This window comes from Acinetobacter sp. ACNIH2 (assembly GCF_002934965.1).
In the GTDB taxonomy this organism is placed as follows: Bacteria; Pseudomonadota; Gammaproteobacteria; order Pseudomonadales; family Moraxellaceae; genus Acinetobacter; species Acinetobacter tandoii.
Genome location: NZ_CP026412.1, coordinates 2,438,825 through 2,456,913, shown reverse-complemented (window position 1 = coordinate 2,456,913; position 18,089 = coordinate 2,438,825). Strand labels below are relative to the sequence as shown.

Genomic DNA, 18,089 nt, shown 5'->3' with positions numbered 1-18,089 from the left:
TACTGCTTTTGTTCGACTAAGCTCGATCTGCAAAGCTTTGGGCAAAGTGATGACCACATTCCAGACATTCATACAGAATTTGTGCTTGCGCGGTTTCTTTCAGTATCGGATTGGGCTGCTGTTCTTGAACATAATTGAGAAAACATGCTGCGCATCCGACTGCTCCACCAATCACAGCACCGACCACATAGACCATCGGACGTTGTCCTTTGATCAGGCGTGCACCTGAAATACCCATTGCGGCATAGTTCACGATATATTGCATCAGGCTCTGCATCGGCGGTTTAAGCAGGGTTTGACCTAATGAGGAATTGGGATTGGATAGATGCGGTTCAGCGATTTCAATCTCATCGCTACCACACATCGGACAATAAATTCGAGGCATATCGATAACTCCATAAAATTTTAGGCATAAAAAAACCATGCCCTTTGGGGGCATGGTTTTTGATGAGCTTATTTTTGATTCAGTGCTTAATAATTAAAGCAAGGTCTCAAGTCTGAGGATTAGTTGAACTGATAACTTCCATTCCCCTTGTTCGTTTCAATATCCACTTGTACGACATTAGAAAAATTACATCGCTCCAGTCTAAGTCGGAAGATTTGTCCCATTTTAAAATGTAGTGGGAAATTAAATCTTGTGTCATGCCCCATATAGCTGCATTGCCCATTGTTCACCGTGACATCGGTCACTTCGATCGGTTCGGCTATATTTGAGCGGATGGTAATCACTGCGGGTGGATTCCGACTGCCATAGTCCATTTCATTCAATTCGACTGAAAAAGTATCTGGATCAAGTCCTGAACTGCATCCGTGTAAAGCCAATGCAGATATCGAGAGTAATGCGCTAAAGCCCAAAGTTTTCATTAAGTTGTTCATTCTGGATTGCTCCTAAATATTGTATTCAGATGTTGAGATATAGATGCTTTTCCTCAATTGATATCGAGAAGAAGCCCTTACATCCGGGTAATATGTATTTGAAATTTATTTATTTTTACTTATTGGCAATACTTATATCTATTTCATCACCAAAGGTATGGGCAGCAAAAATTTAATCCAGTAAATTCCTGTCAATAGAATCAAAACAATCAAGGCGTACTCAATATAGATAGGCAGCTTATTTTGATTCGAATAATGCTTCTTGGATGCATCACTCCATTTCATCAGTACAATGCCTATTCCTGCGACGGTACCATAATGAATCATGTTGAATATCATAGTGAAATGCGGCGTAAATCTTTGGTTGAGATACAGTAAAAGCCATACAGCGGCAATCAAATTGAGCCAAAATATATATTGCACCACTTTGGGTAATCTTACCCATTGATCGAAGAGAGACATATAAAATGACCGTGATTAATCCATGCGGCTGTATTTTTGATACAGCAGATTTTTAATTCCTTAAGCATTTTTCTAAAATATCCCTTGCATGATTGAGTTGCTGCGCTTGTTGTTCAATCAGCAGACGTACTGATTCAGGCAATTGCTGATATTGATCAGGGTGGAATTCAGCCATCTTTTTTCGATAGGCATGCTTTAAACTCGTTGCATCAATTTGTTGATCATTGATCCCAAGCAATTGACAAGCTTGTTGCTGTTCGGCAGTCAACTGAGGCTTGAAGTGCTGTGAAGCTTGATCAAATGAGGAGTATTGTTGATTTAAATCGCCCTGCTGGGTTTCCTCTCTGATTCGTGCATAAATTTCCTGTGTATCATCAGTATTGACTTTGAGCAGCAAAGTGATTTGATTCATATAGGCAATGATGTCCTCAATGGAATAATCATTCACAATCAATAAACGCAACATGTATTCAAAGGTAATGCTTTTAAACTCACGATCGTAGGCATATTCTGTTCTGACCAAATCATCAAAAACCACTTGTTTTGAGCTTGTCACAGGTCGTGTTTTAAGTGTTTCTATATATGGTTGTACTTCTTCGCCATAGATCGAAAGCATTTCGATGTATCCCCAATCATCTGGATGCACCGTTGTGTTTTTTTGTGCAGAAATATAGGTGAGCAGTTGCAAGGCACTTTGCATTGCGAGTGAAACTGTTCTTTGCTGTGTGCCATGTGGTCTTGTATCACTTGTCTCATTTCTTTGTCTGATAAAAGCATTGATTAGATCAGCTATGGCTTGAATTGCTTGTCTTTCGAGTTGAGTGAAATTGAGTTTAAGTTGTTGGTTGATCATAATATTCCGATTGATCATCCCAATGTCCGTATCTATGCTATGGATGTGTTGCCAAGAACAGTAGACCAGCTCTTCAAAGTCAGCCTTGTAGTATAGACCTTGTTCCGTGATACATAATCCGATTTTGGCACTGCCAAATACGGTGTCATCAATTAAAATAATGACTTGATTGGGTTGTACATGTTTGGGCAGGTAGTGTTGCGCGCCTACTAATTTTTTATCAGGAATATTCGGTGCAAGATAGATTGAACCTTGCCCTTGTAGGGCAAGGTTCAACGGTGATTGTTGTAGAAAAGTATTAAACGTCAAAGTTCGCATCTGAGTGCTCCTCATTATGTTTGTGATTGCTAATTAAAAAACCACATCAATAATTGGAAAGGCCACGTCAATGCACGCCCCAGTAGATAAGCTTTGGAATAAAACCCTGGATACTGATAAATCAAATAGATCCAATACCCAATCGCTATGATTAAATGAAACCCCAAATAATTCTTCATATCGTCCTCAAATCTGTTTTTTATAAATTCGGCTGATCACATTTCTTTTGCACAATTCATGGTGTATTGGTACATTCGATCTTGAAAATCCGCAGGTGGCAGTTGCTGCATCTCCCCCACTTTTTTTAATGTTTCTTTACCATAGTGATCTTCAAGCTGGTCATAGATACAAGAACAGAAACTGCTGGTACCACCTGATGCTTTACAGCCTTGTTTAAATTCCCGTTCCATTCGAGGAGCGCAGGCACTCAATGTAATAATACTTGTTGTGATCAAGAGGCTTTTCATGAAAGAGTGAGCAAATAGGTTAAATTTACTGTACATGGTTCTGTCCCTCCACTGGATCAACCCAATCGATCAACCACCCTTCATCGTGATATTCATTGAGATGTAGATGAACATCGACATACTCATTGATGACGGCATGATTTTTTGGCTTGATTTGAACATGAGTTCGACATGTCCACATGTCATCAATCTCACCCATCGTTACATCACCGCGATATGGCTTATCTTTACTGCATTTTTCTAATTGGATTGAATGAACAGCAGAATTCATGCGTTGCAAGGCATGCAGGAGTTGAGGTTCTGTCGGTGCAGGTAATGATGGTGGTGTATTGCCACAACCACCCAGCGTCAGACAGCATAAACTGACTGAAACAGATAAGATTTGGATATGGTTCATACCATCCCCTTTTTATTAAGCGTTCAGTGTGAGTATTGGGCAGATCGTAAAGCTACGTGCTTTATCAAATAGGCGCAACAAAGCCTTAAGGCGTTAACCCTTAAACGTTTTTAAGCTTAAAATAATGGGGGACAACAGAGATTGTAGAAAAATTTATCGTATGCATGGTCAACTCCATAATCAACTTGGAGTTCTGCCAAAATAGAAAAAATTATGGTGGCAGAACGAAAGAAGGTTGACGGACTGGGTAAGACTCCAGCACACCCGAAGGTGTCCCTCTCCCGTCCTACCGCAACGAGAGGGGGACGAGAAGCACACACAAAACTATCCCTCAGAAGGGAAAATTCTGATGTCGTCTTACAAAACGGTCCGTCAAAACCGACTGACAATGTAGGTCAGCACGCCAAGGATAATCAGCGATATAAGGAGTGTCAATACGTTTAGTTGTTTATATCAACATGTCATAATATAAATAAGTAAACCGTGATATGGTCAGAATTTATCAATCAATAAATCCTTGAGAATTTTTACTATAATTTATTAATATAGTCTTAATACATTTAAAATTAGAAACCAACCTATGTCAAAGCAGTTTGATTTTATTTCAATAAAAAAGAAAGCAAATGTTCATTTTAATGGTGCATCAATTAGCCATGTTATTGTATTAAAAGACGGAACTAAAAAAACTCTAGGTGTCATTCTTCCATCTGAGAAACCACTAACCTTTAAAACGCATTTAACCGAACGTATCGAAATTGTCTCAGGGGAATGCTGTGTGCAAATTGGTCATGCACCTGACATAGAAACCTATAAATCTGGGCAATCATTTCAAATCCCAGCCCAGAGTCAATTTAAGATACATACAAGTGAAGTCGTAGATTATATTTGTCATTTTGAATAACAAATAACTTTGATATGCCTAAAATAATAGTGTTCTATTCTGATGTGTAGTTTACCAATATTAAAATTAACGCAGATAGATGTTGCGACTCAATTATAATGGCACTCAGTGTTATTAAAGGAATCTGTGCATGCAGCGATTAAAGTGTATTGGAGGCCCACTGTATGGGCTCGAATATTCACATTCGCAGAATGAGTTCCAATTCATTGATAAACAAACTGGTAAAGAAACCCTTTATTACAAACAAGTCTTAGACTTTACCCCACCTCAGGCATTCTTCATTGCAGAATCAATTTCTCCTGATTTTGCTTATGCACTGGCATTACAACTGATGGGGCAACAATTTCATCCATAGCTTTATATTTTATCTCCATTTATGATCATGCTACGTTCACTGATCTTTTGAGCAATCCATGCATTGACCTCATGTGCAATCCAACCGACTCGATTGCTGGTTAAATTAATCTGCTGAGGAAAGCTGGCATCGTAATACTTGGATTTAGGATCTAGCAGTGAATAAATTGTGGCACGACTCAATCCGGTGATTTCAACCAATTGCTTGATGTTTAAGATTTGATTGATCTGAAATGTTTGTGAATTTAGCGCATTCATCTGATGGACTCCTATGTGGTATGAAGGCGTGCGTTCTGCACATATCATGTCCATCACCGTAAAAAAATATGTACGCTTCAAAGCATCACGCGATGCATAAAATGTCATTAAGCAACACATAAATTGTAATAAAAAAGCCCATTAAAGTATGAGTGGGCTTTTTTAATATTATGTGCTATTGATCTTTTAGAAAATAGTTTTAAAATCTCCATTATAAGGAGATGGTATTCCTCCTTCTACAAACCGCCAATTCTGGCTAATGATGCCTACGTAACTCTCGTCCCAAGTAGAGTGCGTAGGTATGCGCTCTACTTTTATTTGGAGCGCCTCTATCTATGTATTTATCCCTTCTATCTATTGCTTTTGGTTCGATACTTGGTGCCTGGCTTCGTTGGGGCATAAGTCTGAAATTTAATAGTGCCTTTGAAAACATTCCCTTTGGAACAGTTTTAGTTAACTTAATCGGTGCTTTTATCATCGGGTTAGCTGTATCATTTTTTTCAAATAGTTCTATAAGCCCCCCATTTTAAATTATTTGTTGTGACAGGTTTCTGTGGTGCTTTAACAACCTTTTCAACTTTTTCAATAGAAGTTGTTGAATTATTACAAACTTCAAAATTTGAGTATGCTATTTCAACAATAGCTATTCATGTCATTGGTTCATTGATATTCACCTTGCTAGGAATATTCACCTACCAATTATGTTCAAACCATTAATAAGCAAATATCAAAAGGTAAAATTATGAGTTTTAAAAGTGTAAAAGTAGGCATTAATCCTCCAGATGATTTTTATAGCATCATTGAAATTCCTGCAAATGCAAAACCAATCAAATATGAAGTAAATAAAGAGTATGATGCCTTATTGGTTGATCGCTTCTTAAGTACAGCTATGTCTTATCCCTCTAATTACGGTTATATCCCTCAAACATTAAGCGAAGATGGTGATCCATTGGATGTATTCGTAATTGCTCCCCATGCAGTTGCAGTTGGCTCTGTAATCCGTAGCAGACCTATCGGTGTTATGTACATGGAAGATGAAGCAGGTATTGATGCAAAGATAATTGCAGTGCCGCATTCTAAACTGACCCCAATCTACAGCAACGTTAAAGATCTCAATGATCTTCCCCAGCTACAATTAGAGCAAATGAAACACTTTTTTGAACACTATAAGGATTTAGAAGACGGTAAATGGATGAAATTTAATGGCTGGGGAAACATCGAAGAAGCTAGATATGAAATTTTAAAATCTATCCAAGCATATATTGAAAAATGACACAATTTTAGTCATTTTACACTCATAATGACATCGGCTAAATCGTTGCATGATGTCATTATGGTTCGTTACAAGAACTAAGATTATTATACCAATGGCATTTTATGTGTCGTTTGACGCAAAAGCCCACCGTATCCATTGGATTGGATACAGGGGGCGCTCTATTTCGATTTACTTTAATGGGATTAGAATCACCATTTCTTGCCATTAAAGATTTTAAAGCCACGTGTTACGATGCAGATCTTATTCATCTGTTCATTTACACTCGTCACCGTATCCGGCAAGTCACCAAGATCATCCAATGGGTTTTTAGGCTCAGGAAAGTTAAAAAGCCCATCTGGGTCAAATCCGAATGGATTGCCATTTGAATGCTGTGTTTCTTCATCTGGAATTTGCAATAAAATACCCATGCCATGAGTAGCATCCTGCCACAGTCTTAATAGATCAACTGAATAATCAATCTCATTGGAGTAAAAGACTCTTTGAAAGGTAAGGTAAAATCTAATCACGTAACAGTTTCGAGTACTATCGCGAATTAAGTGGTAATAGCTAAATATGACTTGTGCACGGAACCAAGGTAAGGATGTTAGCTTCTTTTCAAATGCCCGAAATGATTGAATCACTTGATCGACTGATTGCAACAGTTCAGTACCCACTGGATAACTCAGATAGAACTTTAAATCAGGCGCATCTACACTCAATTTGCTGACTTCTGAATAAAGCTCACGCAAATGATCAACTCTCTTCTCGTATTGCTCATTACTTTGATGTAAAGCCTCATGAAAACCCGTAGTTGCAAATAACTGTTTCAGTTTATTTAATACATGCTCCGCCAGCCATTTTGCAGTATGTTTGGCAGTTGGATTAAAATAATGCTGACGTGAGTCGATTTGCTGCAACACAGTAAAATAGGCGTTTCTGAATTGTGTCACCCAAAAACTACAATCTGAATCTCGATGATGAAACATCAGCTCATTCCACTCTCGAAAGTACTCTAGTAATACTTGAGCCGTTTGTTCAATGATTTTCTGAATATATTCATCATGTGTCATGGGCGGGATGGGTGAACCAAATCGCACTTGGGTAAAAAAGCGGTGTATATCCTGCTCTAAACGTGGTGCAGTCTGATGTTCAATGTGGGTAATGTCCATGGATCGTCCTATGAAGTGAAATTTTTCATAGAACTGTCCACTCCATATTTTTTTACAGTTGAATGACCACTGGCTCATCCAATAAGTCATCTACATCTTGTTCAGACCAAATTCCTGCTTCTGCTGATGTTGGATGATTGTTCTTATACTTACGCCCATGCTCGTGGTAAATGCCTTTAAAGAAAGTTCTTTTACCCAATGGCTTAATCAACATCCTCTGCATGAACTTTTCAGGCTGAGTAAGATAACGGGCTACATTCAAAGCATTCTGTATTTCTAAAGGCTGATTGCGATGAATCATGCCTATCCCCAATAAGCCTCGATCAGCGTATTGTTTTTTCTTTTCGGGGGTATGGCTGTTTATGCCATATCCCATATTCTGAGTTATCTCATGCCACTTCTGAATCACTTCATTAGCCAAGTACCAGTCCTGACAACGCTCAGAACCGTTGTAGATCAGCATCAGATGCGCATGGTAGCCTTTTGTTGCACCCTGCTCTAATGCTAACCCATAACCTAATAAATGCTTAAAACAGCCATTCTTGTCTTTCAATAGATGACGCATTGACTCCATCTGGCTATAGAAATCCTGCACCGTAATATTCGGCATAAGCTCTTTCAAATACCCCAAATCAACACGCACAACCAAAACCTTATAATGATCGTTAAGAATCCTCTGCACATATTCTAAAAAGCGGTCTTGATTCTCTTCCTCTTGCTGTTTAAACAAACGAATCTGAGCCAAGTGCTGTGACCTATGACTTCGTAACTGAATCTGTAAGTTGGATATCTCTATAGATGATAACTGTATCAAATATTCTTCAATCCCTAAATCACCTCGATGTGCTTCAACTAATTGCACCACGTCTTTAAACGCACCAACCAAAGTACAGCACTCAGTACTCTCTTGGTCAAAAACCTGAAATGCAGGAATCAATACACAAAGATGGGCAATGAAGTCTGTCAGGTTAAAACCATCGTTCAGTTGGTAATCGACAAAGTTATTCACTGCGGTCATTACAGCAGCTTGATGAGAGAGATCGTATTGCAACATGTCGATATTCCTTAGTTATGTTTGATGCATAACTAAGGAGGAAGAGTTATTTATTATGTATACGTGATCTACTTTGTAGATATCTATGATCTGTATGAGTGAATAGATTTATAATTAGTTAATTAATAATATTATTTACCGACTTAGTCTGCAGGCCAAGGGTAACAAAACTGACGTGTATATAAGGTAGTGTACTTTTCGCTCTCACTGCATTCATGCATTTTTACTCAAATATCCATTTACGAGAGTTAAGGCAGAAATTAGCTTTTATTGTTATTTTTAGGATTGAACAGCCCATACCGCTTCTGATCCTCTAAGCTTAAATTCAACTCTTTGCAGTTAAGCGCATACTCTACAGGATCAACTGATATTTGCTCAAACTCAAGCATATGAAAGGCATCTTGTTCCTTTTTCTGCTTTATCTCTTCAGCATCATAACGACAAAAATAAACTCGGTCACAGAGGTCCGAATTTTGTAATGGTAATACTGCATGATCAAAGTAAACTTTTGAATTCTCCAACTTGCGTACCTCTTTAATGAAAGGCTTCATTTCACTACGGAATAATGCTTGGCAAATGGCAAATAAGATTTTTGCTCTTGATTCTTCAACGAGCTGCTTTTTCAAAGACATTTGGGTTTTCTGGCTATTTCCTTTGTTAGATTTAACATTTGTATTAACTTCAGGTAATCTAATTTTAGTTAAATACTGATCAAACCGCCCTATCAAAGACATTGGCATTGGCGAGCTTAGCCATATTTCTGCCTGGCCTAAATTGGAAATCATTAACTGAATAGAATAGTTGAGTAAAAAATCAATTCGAGCAACATTCGCTTGATCCGTATTCAATAATGATTTCCCCATACGAAAGCGGGGTATCACAAGTTGTATATACTGACCAAAATTCTCTTCAGATTTGCTCACAAAATTGAATTCCTCTCGAATCGCATTACCCAGTTTACTTTGAATAGTTTGATCAATAACTTCATCGAATACTTTGGCAAGTTCATACACAATACTATTGCAAGAAGATGATGCTTTTTTTGCTTGATCCAGTGCAGCCAGATATTGAATAAAATTAAATGCTTGTTCTACGACAGATGTATATTCATTAGGGAATTTCAAAAAGTAATAATGCCCAAATATCCGCTTTTCACCCCAAATGGCAGCTGAAAGATTTAAGCAATACACAGGAGCAACTGAATTAAGTAAATTATTGTTCAATGTTCCATCTAGTTTGGAGCGAAGAATTCCCATATCAAATAAATCAGCAATTGCTCGCTGCAATGCATTACGGCTCATTCCAGTCCATTTAGATAATTCATACGTTCCGACATCAAAAATGATTCCATTAGTGTCACTAGACAGCACCATGTTCACTAAAACAAGCCACTGCTTATAATTGAGTTCCAACAACTCGTCAGCATTTTTTTGTTTATGGCTAATTTTGACATCAAACATTAAGCAAAATAAAATTTCCAAAAAATCATATCGTGGATAACTAGCGACAAGCTCAGAAGCAGTTTTTTTAAACCTCATTTTTTTTATACTTTGTTTAGCCGATTTATTCTCTTTTAACTCTACCGCAGGTTGATCACCCTCTTTTGCTTTATCTAAAGCAATACTCAACTGATCAGATGGTTTCCAGCTCCATCGATAACCTACTTGTCTCGGTAGTAGTACTTTATTCAACTTTATAACTTTTTCTTCTGCCCACTCACATAATCCTTTTTCAACCAATACATCTAATGATTTTTTCAATGTTAACCAATTGACCTTTACTCCATCAGCTAGAGCTTTTAAGTCAACTATTGAAATTTTCCGACCACCATAACAGACCAATAATCTTAGAAAAATAATTCGATCAATCGGCGATAAAGTAATTTCCATATGCCTTAGCATAAATATAGATATTGCCCTTAGTTCCCCTTGTCTATTTAGCAATTTTTCGGGATTTTTCATAAAAACAACTATTAGTGATTAATAACCATTACTTTAATTTAATATATAATGTTTATTAACATAAATAATTAGATATCGATTTAACCATCAATTTAATGATTTAAGATCGCCTTATCAGATACAACAATTGGAGCTAAAAAATGGGACGCCCTCAAATTTATTTAAAAGATTGGTGTTTAGAAGACAGCCTACTTAAAGCTGAATTTCTGAAAAAGGAATCGGAAAATCCGAGAGGTCTTGTTGTTATAACATCCCATCAAGGCTACATACCTAATATCAATATCTATCCTCATTTTCAGTCAGGCAATTTTGACAGAGGAAGACTGAATAATGGTTTGTCAATCCAAGTCACTCCCAGCTGTTATGAAAAATTAAAAGCCAAATTTCGCACTTTTAAGAAAAATGACAACGACAAAAATAAAGTTAAAAAGCAGTATCATTTTGAGAAAGAACTATCAGCTCGAATTCAATATCTCAAAAATGAGAATGGCTGGGCAAAAGAAGAAATAGTCATTGAACATGTAATTAATGCATATACTAATTCCATGGCTTACAACAAATCTAAAGCAAAAGTAGATACAAAAATAATCAAACTTCAAATTCTTAATGAAGAAATCAATAAAAATCTTTTAGAAATCCAACAGCTCAAAACTGAAGTTTTTGAATTAAAACAAAAACTTTTAAAAGAATCATCCGCAAAAGAACATTATGAAAATCTTTGCAAAGAACATGGTATTGATGGAGAAAACTTTCAACTCACAGAAACCTCTCCATCTTAACTAATCTCTTTGTTAATGATCTCTATGAGTAGATCTTGGAGTTTCCTGCATGGTTAATGATCATTTGAATTGAAGGCAAATTTCTTATGTAAAACATCCGTAACATTTTGAGCCTTAAGACTCAAATCATTGAATAGTTTGAATTAAAAAAGGTTAAAGCAGCATAAGAAACAACCTGTCATAGACAGGTTGTTTCTTTCATATTAAATTAGCGCATGGCATTTCACATAAGATGTTTTACGTTAGTTTCAGTGACATTAGATATGTCTAGAGTAGAACAAAAAGTAGCAACCTAAAAATTTAGGTGGGAGAGTTACTTTTTTCATAACATGGAGTTGTTGTGATGTTACAAGATAGCTTAATTCAAGATTGCCGAGGAGGATACATTCCTCAGGCGCATAAAAATACCTCAATAGACTGGGATGAAATTAAAAATTGGTCAGATCAAGTCTATATGCCCTACAATGCACAACCTGTAGGTAAGGGACTATTGCCAAACTCAAGTATGCATTCGGTATCTGTAGCAGATATGATTGTCACTCGTTTTAAATATGGCATTCCCGTTTATCTTGATCAATGGAATCAAGATAAAGGTCATATTATTCTTCTGACCACAATCGAGGGGCATGGAAATCATGCGATTTCCCCAAATAATTGGCAGACAACCAACATCGGCGAGTCTTTTATTGTCGATTGTAGCCAAACAGATGATTATGCTGTGCACTTCGATCCACAACATTTACAGTTGAATTTGACCATTCCACATGATGTATTAGCCCGTTTGGTCGTTGCAAATTTTGGGCATGAAGCCCCTATTCACATGTGGCAGTTTAAAACTTTTTTCGGGGGGAGTGATTCAAGCTGGCTATCATTACTGACCTATCTAAGTAAAAGTATTTCGGAAATTCCTTTAGCACAATTAAAAAAGAAAGCAGGTGAACATTTACAACAAATGATTGGTCTGCATATTCTCAATGAATGGTCGATCCGAGCAAATATAGATTTAAATCAAAAAACATGGATCACACCTAAATTTATCGAACGCGCTGAGCAATATATGCGTGAAAATCTACGTTATAGCCCTACCATTGCTGAAATTGCACAAGCAATTGGAATCAGTATTCGGAGCTTATCCAGTGGTTTTAAAAAATATCGACAGTCTAGCCCAGCCCAAGTTATGCGAAATATGCGTATGACTTTAGTAAGACAAGAATTATTAGAAGCATCACCAGAACAGACAGTAACTGAAATTGCTTTGGCTTGTGGTTATCTCAATTTAGGTGACTTTGCTCGTAACTATTATCAGATATACAATGAATTACCCTCACAGACATTAAAAAATAGATATTGATTATCAAATAATTGCCGTTTTTCGATAAAGCTTGCCTATTTGCGGTAGAGCCGTTGAAACATTCCTTTTTAGACTAAAGATGTTGTCATATGACATCGATTAAGTAATAACTCAAATGGAATGGAGTGTTTCTTCATGAAACAGCAATTACAGCAAATCCTTGATCCTATCTTAGATCAGGTTGTTAACAGCAGTCATCCTGTTGCAGGAGTTGTCGCAGGGGTTACAAATAGAGATGAAACCCTGTATTTAAATCATGCAGGTGAGCGGGATATTTCAACACATACAGCAATGACGGATGATAGTGTATTCGCAATTTTTTCGACAACGAAAGCAATTACAACGACTGTGGCTTTGCAACAATACGAAAAGGGACTACTTGATTTAGACGCCCCTGCTAAAGAGTATATTCCTGAAATCGGTCAACTTCAGGTTCTTCATGGCTTTGATCCTCAAGGAAAACCAATTCTTCAAGCCCCAAAAATAGATGTAACTACTCGAATGCTGTTATTACATACGGCTGGTATGGGATATGATTTTTTTAATCCTGAATATCAAAAGCTAACTTCTGAACATGGTTACCCAAGTGTCATCACTTCATCAAAAGCATCTTTAAAAACGCCTTTATTGTTTGAACCAGGAACACAATGGGAATACGGTTCAAATATTGATTGGGCTGGATTAGTGACAGAAAAAGTTGGTGGCAAACGCCTTGGTCAACTTATGCAGGAACAAATTTTTAACCCTTTAGAAATGAATGACACTGCTTTTACCTTAACACCCTCTATGCTTGAACGTCGTGCGAGTATGCATCATCGTCAAGCAGATGGCAGCCTAATTGCCGACACTGATTTCATATTGCCGCAAGAGCCAGAAGTACATATGGGTGGGCATGGTCTTTATTCTACTGTCAGTGATTATTTAAAATTTATTCGTCTTTGGCTAAATCGTGGCGAAGTCAACGGTCACCGTTTACTACAAGAAAGCACTCTTGAACTGGCTCTTAATAATGGCTTGGCAGATATTGCCATGAAAAATTTACCAGGCTCAATTCCTACTTTGTCCAATGACGTCAATATCTATCCTGAAGCTGAAAAAGGATGGACACTTGGTTTTATGGTCAATGAACAAGTGACAGACTCAGGACGTCCAGCAGGTACAATCGGTTGGTGTGGTTTAGCAAATCTCTATTATTGGATTGATATTAAAAACAATATTGGCGGGTATTGGGCAACTCAGACACTCCCATTTGTCGATCCTACAGCCTATAACGGATTCCTTGCTTTTGAAAAAGCTGTCAATTCTCTAAATCATTAAAAATTCAAATTATTCCTAAGCCAAAATCTGGCTTAGGTCATCATGCTAATTGAATTTACTCAGTCAATAACATCATAATTTTGGTGTCCGACAAGGAATCGTTATGAAAAAAATACATACATTGGCAACCAGCCTTCTTGGATTGTTATTTCTACAAAATGTATATGCAATAGATCTAGATGCTGGCGATTATGACTATGCACCTAGTGGCACAAATTTAGCTATGCTCTACTACCAACACGCTTCGAGAGATTCTCTTTATAATGGAAATAATCGAGTATCAGATAGTGTAGAACTCAAGTCTGATATTGGTATTGCACGTTATGTACACTATATGGATGTTGCTGGGCTTCACATCGCACCTCAAATTCTAGTGCCATTTGGACGTCTAGATGCTGGAAAAGATATCGCTTCTTTAGGAAGTAGCAGTGGTTTAGGCGATATTATTTTAGCAAATACTTTCTTTATTTATCATGATAAAGATAAAAAATCGACATTTGGTATTACCCCCTATCTCTATTTGCCAACAGGAAAATATTCAAAATATGATGATTTGAATCTCGGTGAGAATAGAGTCAAACTAACTGTTCAAGGGGCTTATACAACCCAGCTTATAGATCGTCTAAACTGGGATATCGCTGGAGATTTTACAATTTATGGTAAGAATGATGATTTTATAAATGGAAGCTTAAAACAAGATTTAGGCTTTCAAGTTCAGACTATAGCTAAATACCAAATAAATCATTACAGTAATCTTTAAATAATTTATCAATATCTTTAACTCTAAACTTAGTTCGAATCGCCTTGACTCGTGACCACATATTTTCTATTGGATTTAAATCTGGACTATATTTAGGAAGCCACACAATGTAATGGCCTGCACAACGTATCAACTCCTGAAGTCTTTTCCCTTTGTGAAAGGTCGCATTGTCCATAATCAAAACACTGCTTTCTTTCAACTTAGGTAATAAATCCTGTTCAATCCAACATTCAAATACTTCTGTATTCACAGAACAATTAAACACACCAACTGTCAACAATCTATTTTCAATGATTGCACCGATCGCATTACTCCAATTCTTCAACTGCCAGTTAAATTCACCTTCAGCACGTGTTCCTTGAAGGCTATAACTATGAGTTCTGGTACTTTCACTTTGAAAACCACTTTCATCTATGTAAATCAGAGGCAATTTCCCTTCTAAACACTCTATGAGATTTTGAAATTGCTGACGTTGATTTTGATCTGCTTTAGGATGCTTTAACGTCTTTTTTTACGCGATATTCCTGCGGCATGTAACGCATTAAATACCGCATGAGTGCTTACTCCTAAACGTTCAGCTCGCTCATACTGATAATCATCAGGATATTGTTCAACATCCTTCAATATTTGCTCTCTGCTAATTTTAGCTGGACGGCCAGGAATAGGTTTGTTTGTAGTGGACTTTTTCCAGTTCTGAATCGTCTGTATACAGATGTTAAAATGCTGTGCTGCTTTTCGCACAGACATTTCGTCTCGAATCATAATTTCTATGACTTTATCTTTAAAATCTTTTGAATATCCCATATCTCTATTGTTCTATAGTTTTTAGGATTTGGCTATAATGCCAGATATCGTTTAACTGATATTGCTGATTTGCGTGCTGGATTCTCATACAGTGATGCTGGAGATACAAAACAAGATGGTGTAACGATAGATTCAAATAAACAAACTAAATTTTGGATTGGTACTGGAATTTCACCTTCAGCAACAACACAAGTTATTTTAAATTATGGTCGTGATCTCAAGGTGGAAAATGGCTTTAAAGAGAACAATCGTATCAACCTTAGACTTATGAAAGTATTTTAATATCAAAATTGATACTAGCTTTTTGCTAGTATCAACCATTCCATTTAACTTAAGTTTATCTGAAGTCTGAATTAAATAAAATCCAAAGGATTAAACTATTTTTTATTGTGTCTGTCAGTTTATTTTCAGCCCTTCTTATTAGAAACTCATTAGACTCCCCCCACAATCTTTATCCAATAAAGTCTATTTCGGTATATTCCAATCCAAAATTTTATGTGGGTTTTTATGTGGGACAATAGTACAGGCAAGAAAAAAGCCCTTGCAAATACAAGGGCTTAATTCAAAATTTGGCGGAAGCGGTGAGATTCGAACTCACGGAGGACTCACACCCTCGTCGGTTTTCAAGACCGGTGCATTAAACCGCTCTGCCACGCTTCCAATGGCGGCTATCATATAAATATTTTTCTACCTTGGCAAATACTTTTGCATATTTTTCTATTCAATTGCACAAAATAAAATCAAAACATCTGATTAAAGCATGATTTCTGGCTTTTCATAGTGGATTGTATTGATATACCACGTCTTTTTCCCAGAGGGAGTCATGACTTCAACCTCATCATCCACTTGTTTTGAAAGTAATGCACGTGCCATAGGTGAATCTATGGAAATATGTTGCGGATGATGATCATAAATTTCATCAACACCGACTATGCGCAGTTGTTTTCGCTCACCTTGTTCATTTTCAATTTCTACCCATGCACCAAAGTAAACTTTGCCTTCTTGCTCAGGAGCAAAATCAACAATTCTTAACTCTTCTAACCGTTTTCCGAGGTAACGGACACGACGGTCAATTTTTCTTAACAGCTGTTTATTATACTGGTAGTCAGCATTTTCACTACGATCACCAAGACTCGCTGCCCAGTTCACTTTTTTGGTAATTTCTGGACGTTCTTCACGCCATAAATGCTGAAGTTCGGCCACCAATTTATCGTGCCCAGAACGTGTAATTAAGTTAGATTTCATATTGCAAATTGACTTTTCAAGATACGAAATAGATACATTTTTAAGCTATTTTATGCTCATTTTCACCACAACAAAAGGGTATAAAAATAATTTATTAATTAAATTAGATAGTTATGTTACATTTTTTCACTATTTTTTATACTGAATTTGACAATCTAAATTTCCGACTTTATTATGCCTTCATCTTTTGTTTAGTGTACTTTTTAACCTATGTGGTTTTTTACTGCATAATTTCATTTTTTCCCATGTCATTTTGAATGACGTCCATGACTGCCCACCCCTTATTGAATTTATCAAACTTGTAAAAGTTTAAGGCCTCGTTTGCTTTGGATTTTTTGGGCATAAATTACTTGTAGCGGAGACAACATGCACAGTAGTTCATCTTCTGGGTCGAGGCTTAGCCTTAACTCATTAACTTTCTCTCTCCCTTTAAAAGCCTTAGCACTCACCGCCGCCTTAATTCCTTTTCATACGATTAACGCAAGCAAGGCTTACCAATATGACGCTGTTGTCAATAACAACAAACTCACAGTGGTTGGTGTAGAAAATCCATCGACTGTTTTTAAAGATGGGCAGTATTTACATGGCTTTGGTTATGACCTTGCACGTAATTATGCTGACAGTATGAATGTTGAACTGGTGTTTACTACAGTTCCTGATAATGCCACGGCATTAAAATTGGTTGATCAAGGTAAAGTGAACTTTGCTATCACTACCTCAAGCATTCAAAACATTGAAAGTAAAAAACTGACCTCGTTTTCAGCTACCTGTGGTGACTTATATAGCCTACAGAAAAATGGCTTAAATACACAATTGAATTGGGTATTTAAACATGCTGATGACCCTCTGACACAAACCGCGAGTGGCTTTGTTTGCCAAGGCAAACAATCAGGTTCGATCAGCCAATTGGCTTCTTTTTATAATCGTAATGTCGTGCAAGCCGAGTCCTGGGATTCTATTGAACGTGACCTCACTAAACGTATGCCGATTTATAAGGCCAGTTTTCAGCGCACTGCTGAGAAATACGACCTGGATTGGCATTTCTTAGCAGCTATTGGCTATCAAGAATCATACTTAAAACCCGATTCAATTTCGCCCACAGGTGTACGTGGCATTATGATGCTGACCAACAGCACAGCCAAAGCGATGGGTGTTAGTAATCGTACCGATCCTGCACAAAGTATTCAGGGTGGTGCAAAGTACTACGACCTGATGCTGAGCAAGTTTGAGGAAGTTCCTTATCCAGATCGTAACTGGTATGCCTTGGTTGCTTATAACATGGGACCAGGAGCCGTAGATCAGATTCAGAAGCGTATCAGTGCTCAAGGCAAAGATCCGAATAACTGGGTGAACCTATATAGTTATTTAGATGGTAATAAAGCCCAAAATGGTCGCTATCGCCAAGCCGTACAATATGTCACGCGTATTCGTTCTTATTTGGAATACATCAAAAATACGCCTCAACTGGTGAATATATAAATAGTCATTAATTGAAGCAAAAAAAAAGC

The 18,089-nt window shown here is 37.1% G+C and carries 22 protein-coding genes, 1 tRNA gene, 1 pseudogene and 1 riboswitch; of the genes and pseudogenes, 10 read left to right on the top strand and 14 right to left on the bottom strand.

All coding sequences use genetic code 11. The annotated features are described in order from the left end of the window. Positions 1–16: 16 nt before the first annotated feature. The 6 genes from C3F34_RS11580 to C3F34_RS11555 form a co-directional block, all read right to left on the bottom strand. Positions 17–385, bottom strand: coding sequence for a hypothetical protein (locus C3F34_RS11580; protein WP_104441649.1), 369 nt, complete (start codon positions 383–385; stop codon positions 17–19). Between the two features lie 119 nt (positions 386–504). Beyond that, complete coding sequence (locus C3F34_RS11575; protein ID WP_104441648.1) at positions 505–876, bottom strand: hypothetical protein; 372 nt, start codon at positions 874–876, stop codon at positions 505–507. A 138-nt stretch (positions 877–1,014) separates the two neighbouring features. Continuing rightward, the gene (locus C3F34_RS20480) at positions 1,015–1,338 is read right to left on the bottom strand and encodes a hypothetical protein (protein WP_104441647.1); all 324 of its coding nucleotides are present in this window, start codon (positions 1,336–1,338) and stop codon (positions 1,015–1,017) included. A 52-nt stretch (positions 1,339–1,390) separates the two neighbouring features. Further along, on the bottom strand, positions 1,391–2,509 hold the full coding sequence (locus tag C3F34_RS11565) for a J domain-containing protein (RefSeq protein WP_104441646.1): 1,119 nt from the start codon (positions 2,507–2,509) through the stop codon (positions 1,391–1,393). Positions 2,510–2,724: 215 nt separating this feature from the next. Continuing rightward, positions 2,725–2,919, bottom strand: coding sequence for a hypothetical protein (locus C3F34_RS11560; RefSeq protein ID WP_158654355.1), 195 nt, complete (start codon positions 2,917–2,919; stop codon positions 2,725–2,727). A gap of 82 nt (positions 2,920–3,001) precedes the next feature. Further along, positions 3,002–3,373: a hypothetical protein gene (locus C3F34_RS11555; RefSeq protein ID WP_104441644.1), complete on the bottom strand. Its 372-nt coding sequence runs from the start codon at positions 3,371–3,373 to the stop codon at positions 3,002–3,004. A gap of 580 nt (positions 3,374–3,953) precedes the next feature. On the opposite strand from C3F34_RS11555, the gene C3F34_RS11545 reads away from it, so the two are divergent. Then, positions 3,954–4,274, top strand: coding sequence for a pyrimidine/purine nucleoside phosphorylase (locus C3F34_RS11545; protein WP_104441642.1), 321 nt, complete (start codon positions 3,954–3,956; stop codon positions 4,272–4,274). 130 nt (positions 4,275–4,404) lie between these two features. After that, positions 4,405–4,629: a hypothetical protein gene (locus C3F34_RS11540; protein WP_104441641.1), complete on the top strand. Its 225-nt coding sequence runs from the start codon at positions 4,405–4,407 to the stop codon at positions 4,627–4,629. Positions 4,630–4,631: 2 nt separating this feature from the next. Here the strand turns inward: C3F34_RS11540 and C3F34_RS11535 are convergent, their stop codons facing one another. Beyond that, positions 4,632–4,886: a helix-turn-helix transcriptional regulator gene (locus C3F34_RS11535; protein ID WP_104441640.1), complete on the bottom strand. Its 255-nt coding sequence runs from the start codon at positions 4,884–4,886 to the stop codon at positions 4,632–4,634. A 208-nt stretch (positions 4,887–5,094) separates the two neighbouring features. After that, a riboswitch (Fluoride riboswitch) is annotated at positions 5,095–5,162 on the top strand. A gap of 59 nt (positions 5,163–5,221) precedes the next feature. Here C3F34_RS11535 and crcB point away from each other — a divergent pair. Continuing rightward, positions 5,222–5,603, top strand: a pseudogene (crcB, locus tag C3F34_RS11530) (fluoride efflux transporter CrcB). A gap of 25 nt (positions 5,604–5,628) precedes the next feature. After that, positions 5,629–6,159: an inorganic diphosphatase gene (ppa, locus tag C3F34_RS11525; protein WP_104441639.1), complete on the top strand. Its 531-nt coding sequence runs from the start codon at positions 5,629–5,631 to the stop codon at positions 6,157–6,159. 191 nt (positions 6,160–6,350) lie between these two features. Here the strand turns inward: ppa and C3F34_RS11520 are convergent, their stop codons facing one another. The 3 genes from C3F34_RS11520 to C3F34_RS11510 form a co-directional block, all read right to left on the bottom strand. Further along, positions 6,351–7,310: a hypothetical protein gene (locus tag C3F34_RS11520; RefSeq protein ID WP_104441638.1), complete on the bottom strand. Its 960-nt coding sequence runs from the start codon at positions 7,308–7,310 to the stop codon at positions 6,351–6,353. A gap of 52 nt (positions 7,311–7,362) precedes the next feature. Next, positions 7,363–8,364 carry a YagK/YfjJ domain-containing protein gene (locus C3F34_RS11515; RefSeq protein WP_228155292.1) on the bottom strand — a complete coding sequence of 334 codons (1,002 nt, stop codon included), beginning with the start codon at positions 8,362–8,364 and terminating at the stop codon, positions 7,363–7,365. A gap of 260 nt (positions 8,365–8,624) precedes the next feature. Beyond that, positions 8,625–10,325, bottom strand: coding sequence for a hypothetical protein (locus C3F34_RS11510; protein WP_158654354.1), 1,701 nt, complete (start codon positions 10,323–10,325; stop codon positions 8,625–8,627). A 140-nt stretch (positions 10,326–10,465) separates the two neighbouring features. On the opposite strand from C3F34_RS11510, the gene C3F34_RS11505 reads away from it, so the two are divergent. From C3F34_RS11505 to C3F34_RS11490, 4 genes are all read left to right on the top strand, one after another. Further along, a complete protein-coding gene (locus tag C3F34_RS11505) occupies positions 10,466–11,104 on the top strand; it encodes a hypothetical protein (RefSeq protein ID WP_104441636.1) in 639 nt (212 codons plus the stop codon). 343 nt (positions 11,105–11,447) lie between these two features. Next, the gene (locus tag C3F34_RS11500) at positions 11,448–12,455 is read left to right on the top strand and encodes a helix-turn-helix domain-containing protein (RefSeq protein ID WP_087553309.1); all 1,008 of its coding nucleotides are present in this window, start codon (positions 11,448–11,450) and stop codon (positions 12,453–12,455) included. Positions 12,456–12,590: 135 nt separating this feature from the next. Beyond that, the gene (locus tag C3F34_RS11495) at positions 12,591–13,772 is read left to right on the top strand and encodes a serine hydrolase domain-containing protein (RefSeq protein ID WP_104441635.1); all 1,182 of its coding nucleotides are present in this window, start codon (positions 12,591–12,593) and stop codon (positions 13,770–13,772) included. A 103-nt stretch (positions 13,773–13,875) separates the two neighbouring features. Then, positions 13,876–14,532: a transporter gene (locus C3F34_RS11490; RefSeq protein WP_104441634.1), complete on the top strand. Its 657-nt coding sequence runs from the start codon at positions 13,876–13,878 to the stop codon at positions 14,530–14,532. Here C3F34_RS11490 and C3F34_RS11485 read toward each other — a convergent pair. Together C3F34_RS11485 and C3F34_RS11480 are read right to left on the bottom strand one after the other, a co-directional pair. Further along, positions 14,498–14,983, bottom strand: coding sequence for an IS630 family transposase (locus C3F34_RS11485; protein ID WP_104441633.1), 486 nt, complete (start codon positions 14,981–14,983; stop codon positions 14,498–14,500). The two genes, C3F34_RS11490 and C3F34_RS11485, sit on opposite strands and share 35 nt — an antisense overlap. Positions 14,984–15,030: 47 nt before the next feature. After that, on the bottom strand, positions 15,031–15,279 hold the full coding sequence (locus C3F34_RS11480; RefSeq protein WP_248104271.1) for a transposase: 249 nt from the start codon (positions 15,277–15,279) through the stop codon (positions 15,031–15,033). Positions 15,280–15,405: 126 nt separating this feature from the next. Between C3F34_RS11480 and C3F34_RS11475 the strand changes: the two genes are divergently transcribed. Continuing rightward, positions 15,406–15,618 carry a transporter gene (locus tag C3F34_RS11475; RefSeq protein ID WP_265735177.1) on the top strand — a complete coding sequence of 71 codons (213 nt, stop codon included), beginning with the start codon at positions 15,406–15,408 and terminating at the stop codon, positions 15,616–15,618. A gap of 288 nt (positions 15,619–15,906) precedes the next feature. Here C3F34_RS11475 and C3F34_RS11470 read toward each other — a convergent pair. Both C3F34_RS11470 and greB read right to left on the bottom strand, forming a co-directional pair. After that, positions 15,907–15,996: transfer RNA gene (locus C3F34_RS11470), tRNA-Ser, on the bottom strand. 93 nt (positions 15,997–16,089) lie between these two features. Continuing rightward, on the bottom strand, positions 16,090–16,581 hold the full coding sequence (gene greB, locus C3F34_RS11465) for a transcription elongation factor GreB (protein ID WP_104441632.1): 492 nt from the start codon (positions 16,579–16,581) through the stop codon (positions 16,090–16,092). Positions 16,582–16,947: 366 nt separating this feature from the next. Here greB and C3F34_RS11460 point away from each other — a divergent pair, with 366 nt between their 5' ends. Then, positions 16,948–18,060, top strand: a complete 1,113-nt coding sequence (locus C3F34_RS11460; protein ID WP_044741229.1) for a transglycosylase SLT domain-containing protein — start codon at positions 16,948–16,950, stop codon at positions 18,058–18,060. The last annotated feature ends 29 nt before the right edge of the window (positions 18,061–18,089 follow it).

Bases quoted from the DNA above. Each gene is read 5' to 3' on its own strand.
- C3F34_RS20480 (WP_104441647.1), bottom strand. From the start codon at position 1,338: ATGTCTCTCTTCGATCAATGGGTAAGATTACCCAAAGTGGTGCAATAT.
- C3F34_RS11575 (WP_104441648.1), bottom strand. From the start codon at position 876: ATGAACAACTTAATGAAAACTTTGGGCTTTAGCGCATTACTCTCGATA.
- C3F34_RS11520 (WP_104441638.1), bottom strand. From the start codon at position 7,310: ATGGACATTACCCACATTGAACATCAGACTGCACCACGTTTAGAGCAG.
- C3F34_RS11565 (WP_104441646.1), bottom strand. From the start codon at position 2,509: ATGCGAACTTTGACGTTTAATACTTTTCTACAACAATCACCGTTGAAC.
- ppa (WP_104441639.1), top strand. From the start codon at position 5,629: ATGAGTTTTAAAAGTGTAAAAGTAGGCATTAATCCTCCAGATGATTTT.
- C3F34_RS11545 (WP_104441642.1), top strand. From the start codon at position 3,954: ATGTCAAAGCAGTTTGATTTTATTTCAATAAAAAAGAAAGCAAATGTT.
- C3F34_RS11580 (WP_104441649.1), bottom strand. From the start codon at position 385: ATGCCTCGAATTTATTGTCCGATGTGTGGTAGCGATGAGATTGAAATC.
- C3F34_RS11460 (WP_044741229.1), top strand. From the start codon at position 16,948: ATGCACAGTAGTTCATCTTCTGGGTCGAGGCTTAGCCTTAACTCATTA.
- C3F34_RS11555 (WP_104441644.1), bottom strand. From the start codon at position 3,373: ATGAACCATATCCAAATCTTATCTGTTTCAGTCAGTTTATGCTGTCTG.
- C3F34_RS11505 (WP_104441636.1), top strand. From the start codon at position 10,466: ATGGGACGCCCTCAAATTTATTTAAAAGATTGGTGTTTAGAAGACAGC.
- greB (WP_104441632.1), bottom strand. From the start codon at position 16,581: ATGAAATCTAACTTAATTACACGTTCTGGGCACGATAAATTGGTGGCC.
- C3F34_RS11490 (WP_104441634.1), top strand. From the start codon at position 13,876: ATGAAAAAAATACATACATTGGCAACCAGCCTTCTTGGATTGTTATTT.
- C3F34_RS11560 (WP_158654355.1), bottom strand. From the start codon at position 2,919: ATGGAACGGGAATTTAAACAAGGCTGTAAAGCATCAGGTGGTACCAGC.
- C3F34_RS11495 (WP_104441635.1), top strand. From the start codon at position 12,591: ATGAAACAGCAATTACAGCAAATCCTTGATCCTATCTTAGATCAGGTT.
- C3F34_RS11535 (WP_104441640.1), bottom strand. From the start codon at position 4,886: ATGAATGCGCTAAATTCACAAACATTTCAGATCAATCAAATCTTAAAC.
- C3F34_RS11500 (WP_087553309.1), top strand. From the start codon at position 11,448: ATGTTACAAGATAGCTTAATTCAAGATTGCCGAGGAGGATACATTCCT.
- C3F34_RS11510 (WP_158654354.1), bottom strand. From the start codon at position 10,325: ATGAAAAATCCCGAAAAATTGCTAAATAGACAAGGGGAACTAAGGGCA.
- C3F34_RS11540 (WP_104441641.1), top strand. From the start codon at position 4,405: ATGCAGCGATTAAAGTGTATTGGAGGCCCACTGTATGGGCTCGAATAT.
- C3F34_RS11515 (WP_228155292.1), bottom strand. From the start codon at position 8,364: ATGTTGCAATACGATCTCTCTCATCAAGCTGCTGTAATGACCGCAGTG.
- C3F34_RS11480 (WP_248104271.1), bottom strand. From the start codon at position 15,279: ATGTCTGTGCGAAAAGCAGCACAGCATTTTAACATCTGTATACAGACG.